Source organism: Gordonia sp. BP-119, from assembly GCF_016924115.1.
In the GTDB taxonomy this organism is placed as follows: Bacteria; Actinomycetota; Actinomycetes; order Mycobacteriales; family Mycobacteriaceae; genus Gordonia; species Gordonia hongkongensis.
Genome location: NZ_JAFFZF010000081.1, coordinates 1 through 4,828, shown reverse-complemented (window position 1 = coordinate 4,828; position 4,828 = coordinate 1). Strand labels below are relative to the sequence as shown.

The following is a 4,828-nucleotide window of genomic DNA, read 5'->3' as shown; positions in this document are numbered from 1 at the left end:
TGGCCACCGCCTGAACCGCGGCACCGCCGCCCCACCTAGATCGATCACCACGACCACACCCCGGAACCGACACATCCCCGCAGCAGGAACCTCAACCCAGGCTGGACCCTAATTCAGCAGGCTCCTAGTCGACCGGCAGCTTGCGGGACGTCGGTCGTCGGGGGTGCGAATGACCGTGACCGCCTCACCGCCCTCCGGCGTCGACGGCGTGCAGCTCCGCGATCACCGGGGCGAACACCTCGAGCGCGGGTTCGAGCACGGTGAGATAGCTGATCCCGGTCCGCTCCCGGAGGTCGACGAGGCGGGCGGCGATGTCGGAGACCGATCCGATGAGCACCGACGGCAGGCCCAGGAACTCCTGAGCGCTCATCGACAGTTCGTGCTTCGCGAGAAGCTCGTCGGCCACCGCCGTCGGATCATCGGTCACGGTGACGATCTGTAGCAGGAGGTTCCACTCCACCTCGACGGCGCGGTCCCCGGCGGCGGCGCGTGCGAAGCCCACCCGTTCGTCGAAATCGCCGGCGGACAGCGGTTCCAGATCGCCGTCGGGTCCCGTTCGGGCCGCGGTGAACCCGACGATGTCGGCGTGTTCGGCGGCCATCGTCAGCACGCGGTCGCCGTTGCCGGCGAGCAGGAGCGGAATCCTCGGCTGCACGGGTCGGGGCTGATGATCCTCGTCGGCGAGCAGCTCTGTCACGCGGGCGGCGGTCGCCGACAGGTGATCGACGCGCCGGCCCGCGGACCGGTATTCGATCCCCGCTGCGTCGAACTCCTCCCGGGCGTAGCCGGTGCCCAGTCCGAGTTCCACGCGGCCGTCGGACAACCGGTCGACGGTGGCGGCGTCCCGGGCGAGCAGCGCGGGGTTGGTGAACGCGGCGTTGAGGACGAACGGGCCGACGCGCAGGCGCTGCGTCGCGGTGGCCGCGACGGCCAGTGCCGGCCACGGGCTCGGGATGCCCAAGTGGTCGGGGACGAGCAGGACGTCGTAGCCGAGTTCCTCGACCGATCGGGCACGCGTCTGCCACGACGACGCGGTGTCGGCCGCGAGCATGTTGACCCCGAACCTGAACTCCCTGAAGGCGAGTGACATGTCCTCAACGTAGTCAGCGTCGCGGCGGCCGACCACGCAGCCGACCGGGACACCTGATCCAGCCTTGCACTCGCACTGGTCGAGTGCTAAAAACGAGGTTGGCACTCGCGAGCTGTGAGTGCCAGGTCGGGACGGTGAGGCCGGTACCGAATGACACACCGGTCGTCCGTCGCGGGCACCGAGTTCCGGCCATACGAACCTAGTGTCACCCCCTTCGGAGGATCACTTACCCATGGCCAAGCAAATTGCGTTCGACGAAGAGGCCCGTCGCGGCCTCGAGCGGGGCCTCAACAGCCTTGCCGACGCCGTCAAGGTGACGTTGGGACCCAAGGGTCGCAACGTCGTCCTGGAGAAGAAGTGGGGCGCCCCCACGATCACCAACGATGGTGTGTCCATCGCCAAGGAGATCGAGCTGGAGGACCCGTACGAGAAGATCGGCGCCGAGCTGGTCAAGGAAGTCGCCAAGAAGACCGACGATGTCGCGGGCGACGGCACCACCACCGCCACCGTTCTCGCCCAGGCTCTCGTCCGTGAGGGTCTGCGCAACGTCGCCGCCGGCGCCAACCCGCTGGGTCTGAAGCGCGGCATCGAGAAGGCCGTCGAGGCCGTCACCGAGTCGCTGCTGAAGAGCGCCAAGGAGGTCGAGACCAAGGAGCAGATCGCTGCCACCGCCGGTATCTCGGCCGGCGACGCCTCGATCGGCGAGCTCATCGCCGAGGCGATGGACAAGGTCGGCAAGGAAGGCGTCATCACGGTCGAGGAGTCCAACACCTTCGGCCTGCAGCTCGAGCTCACCGAGGGCATGCGCTTCGACAAGGGCTACATCTCGGGTTACTTCGTCACCGACGCCGACCGCCAGGAAGCCGTCCTCGACGACCCGTACATCCTGCTGGTCTCGGGCAAGGTCTCGACCATCAAGGACCTGCTGCCGCTGCTGGAGAAGGTCATCCAGGCCGGCAAGCCGCTGCTGATCATCGCCGAGGACGTCGAGGGCGAAGCTCTCTCGACCCTCGTCGTCAACAAGCTCAAGGGCACCTTCAAGTCCGTCGCCGTCAAGGCCCCGGGCTTCGGTGACCGCCGCAAGGCCATGCTGGCCGACATCGCCATCCTCACCGGTGGCGAGGTCATCAGCGAAGAGGTCGGCCTCTCGCTCGAGGGCGCGGGCATCGAGCTGCTCGGTACCGCTCGCAAGGTCGTCGTGACCAAGGACGAGACCACCATCGTCGAGGGCGCGGGCGATCCCGACGCCATCGCCGGTCGTGTCGCCCAGATCCGCGGCGAGATCGAGAACAGCGACTCCGACTACGACCGCGAGAAGCTGCAGGAGCGTCTGGCCAAGCTGGCCGGCGGTGTTGCGGTCATCAAGGCGGGCGCGGCCACCGAGGTCGAGCTCAAGGAGCGCAAGCACCGCATCGAGGACGCCGTCCGCAACGCGAAGGCTGCCGTCGAAGAGGGCATCGTCGCCGGCGGTGGCGTGGCCCTGCTGCAGTCGGAGCCGGCCATCGACGCACTCTCGCTCGAGGGTGACGAGGCCACCGGCGCCAACATCGTCAAGGTCGCCCTGTCGGCTCCGGCCAAGCAGATTGCGATCAACGCCGGCCTCGAGCCGGGCGTCGTCGCCGACAAGGTCCTCAACTCGCCCACCGGCACCGGCCTCAACGCCGCCACCGGTGTGTACGAGGACCTGCTCAAGGCCGGCATCAACGACCCGGTGAAGGTCACCCGCTCGGCGCTGCAGAACGCAGCCTCGATCGCGGCTCTGTTCCTCACCACCGAGGCCGTCGTCGCCGACAAGCCCGAGAAGAACACCGCACCGGCCATGCCGGGTGGCGACGAGATGGGCGGGATGGGCTTCTGATCTCCTGATCAGATCCCTGCGTCCACTCACGCAGCACCAACCGAAGGCCGGTCACCCAAGCGGGTGGCCGGCCTTCGGCGTTCCGAGCACGGCTTCGGCGACTTCCCGCGACCACTGGACATACTCGAGGACCGCACCGTCGGGATGGCGAAGGTAGGCGAATCGTCCAGTCGCGCTCTCGGATCCGGCTCCGCCGCTGACCTGCGAGATCAAGGCGTCGAGATCGTCGACGATGACCGGTCCGACGGTCGACCGGTAGGCCTCGACGTCGTCGTCGGCTCCCGCGATGAGGAGGAAGTCGCCGACGGCGGCGAGTTCGGCCCTCTCGAAAGCGAATCGGAGATCGGCCGATGCACCGACGATCGTCTCGTACAGCGGAAGCGACTCGTCGAGGTCGGCGACGAATATCCTGGCGTAGGTCTTCAGCACTCGCATCGACCCCACGCTAGGAGCGCAGGCGGATGAGCGGCAGTACGCACTTCGATGTGAGCGGGGACGCCGCGCCGTCGTCCGAGGCCGAAGAGCGCGCCCGGCACCTCGCGCGGTCGGTGTTCACCGTCGTGTCGACGAAATGGGGTCTGACCGTCCTCGAGGAGATCCGGCAGCGACCCCGCCGGTTTCGTGAGTTGAAGCGATCGATCGGGACGATCAGCGACAAGGTGCTCACCCAGACGCTGCGCGATCTCGAGGCGCACGGCCTGATCCATCGGCACGACCATCGCAGCGCGAATCCGCGGGTGGACTACACCCTGACGGACGCCGGCCGCGACCTCGTCTCGACGGTCCACGGCCTGTGCGACTGGTCGCGAACGCATCTCGACGACCTGCTCGACGCGCCTGGGGCGGCTGATCGGGTGTGACGCACTCCGGGAACGTTCTCGATCCGCGAGGTGTTGAGAGGGCAATGAGCGCTCCCATCACCGTCGACATCTGGTCCGACATCGCCTGCCCCTGGTGCTACATCGGCAAACGCAAGTTCGAGGCGGGCCTCGCCGAGTTCGACGGACGCGACGACGTCGAAGTGACCTACCACAGCTTCGAGCTCGCACCGGATACGCCGGTCGACTTCGACGGTTCAGAGGTCGACTTCCTCGTCCGGCACAAGGGCATGCCGGCCGATCAGGTCCGGAGGATGCTCGACCAGGTCCGCGGGATCGCCGCCGAGGTCGGTCTCGACTACGACTTCGACCGGCTGCAGCACACCAAGACCCTGAAAGCGCATGAGGCCCTGCACTTCGCGAAAGCGCATGGCCGACAGGCGGATCTGGCCGAGCGTCTGTTCCAGGCGTACTTCGAGCAGGGGCGCCACGTCGGCCGCGCCGACGAACTCGCCGATCTGGCGGCCGATGTCGGTCTCGATCGCGACGCCGTGCTGGCCGCGCTCGAGTCGGGCGAGTACGCCGCGGCCGTCGAAGCCGACATCGACCAAGCCCGTGCATACGGGATCAGCGGGGTTCCCTTCTTCGTGATCAACAGCAAGTACGGCATCTCCGGAGCCCAGGCGCCGGAAACCTTCGCGCAGGCCCTCGACAAGGTCCGCGCCGAGGAGTCCGATCGTGTCTGACCCGCTTGTGCCCTTCGAGATGATCGGCGACGACGACGCGGCCGTCTGCGTCGACGGCGTGTGTGCGGTGCCGGAGGTCGGGACCGACGCGTCGGACTCCGCATCCGACTGAGCCCCGAAGGCCGAGCGTCGATCACCTCCTCGAGGCCATCGCGGGCTTCGGCTGACGCTGCGCGGCAGTAGATCGCACCCACCGCTGGTTTCAGTGTCAGGGTTGTCTAGCCACTTCGGTGGTGGTTGGGTTCTGACCATCAGGCATCTGGCTCTACCGCTGGTTACCGCCCCTGGCTGTATTGGGCTGGTGTTGGCTCATTGT

Annotated in this window: 5 protein-coding genes; 3 read left to right on the top strand and 2 right to left on the bottom strand. The window is 67.5% G+C overall.

Annotated elements, in window-relative coordinates; genetic code table 11:
• Positions 1-184: 184 nt before the first annotated feature.
• Positions 185-1,090 carry a TIGR03621 family F420-dependent LLM class oxidoreductase gene (locus JW364_RS23795; RefSeq protein WP_159370016.1) on the bottom strand — a complete coding sequence of 302 codons (906 nt, stop codon included), beginning with the start codon at positions 1,088-1,090 and terminating at the stop codon, positions 185-187.
• Positions 1,091-1,322: 232 nt separating this feature from the next.
• Between JW364_RS23795 and groL the strand changes: the two genes are divergently transcribed.
• The gene (groL, locus tag JW364_RS23790; RefSeq protein WP_205334474.1) at positions 1,323-2,948 is read left to right on the top strand and encodes a chaperonin GroEL; all 1,626 of its coding nucleotides are present in this window, start codon (positions 1,323-1,325) and stop codon (positions 2,946-2,948) included.
• A gap of 51 nt (positions 2,949-2,999) precedes the next feature.
• On the opposite strand, the gene JW364_RS23785 is transcribed toward groL, so the two are convergent.
• Entirely contained in the window at positions 3,000-3,383 is a 384-nt protein-coding gene (locus JW364_RS23785) for a VOC family protein (protein ID WP_159370018.1), read from the bottom strand.
• Between the two features lie 26 nt (positions 3,384-3,409).
• Between JW364_RS23785 and JW364_RS23780 the strand changes: the two genes are divergently transcribed.
• Together JW364_RS23780 and JW364_RS23775 are read left to right on the top strand one after the other, a co-directional pair.
• A complete protein-coding gene (locus JW364_RS23780; protein WP_159370019.1) occupies positions 3,410-3,808 on the top strand; it encodes a helix-turn-helix domain-containing protein in 399 nt (132 codons plus the stop codon).
• Positions 3,809-3,852: 44 nt separating this feature from the next.
• Complete coding sequence (locus tag JW364_RS23775) at positions 3,853-4,512, top strand: DsbA family protein (protein ID WP_205334473.1); 660 nt, start codon at positions 3,853-3,855, stop codon at positions 4,510-4,512.
• Positions 4,513-4,828 lie beyond the last annotated feature (316 nt).

Bases quoted from the DNA above. Each gene is read 5' to 3' on its own strand.
- JW364_RS23795 (WP_159370016.1), bottom strand. From the start codon at position 1,090: ATGTCACTCGCCTTCAGGGAGTTCAGGTTCGGGGTCAACATGCTCGCG.
- groL (WP_205334474.1), top strand. From the start codon at position 1,323: ATGGCCAAGCAAATTGCGTTCGACGAAGAGGCCCGTCGCGGCCTCGAG.
- JW364_RS23785 (WP_159370018.1), bottom strand. From the start codon at position 3,383: ATGCGAGTGCTGAAGACCTACGCCAGGATATTCGTCGCCGACCTCGAC.
- JW364_RS23780 (WP_159370019.1), top strand. From the start codon at position 3,410: ATGAGCGGCAGTACGCACTTCGATGTGAGCGGGGACGCCGCGCCGTCG.
- JW364_RS23775 (WP_205334473.1), top strand. From the start codon at position 3,853: ATGAGCGCTCCCATCACCGTCGACATCTGGTCCGACATCGCCTGCCCC.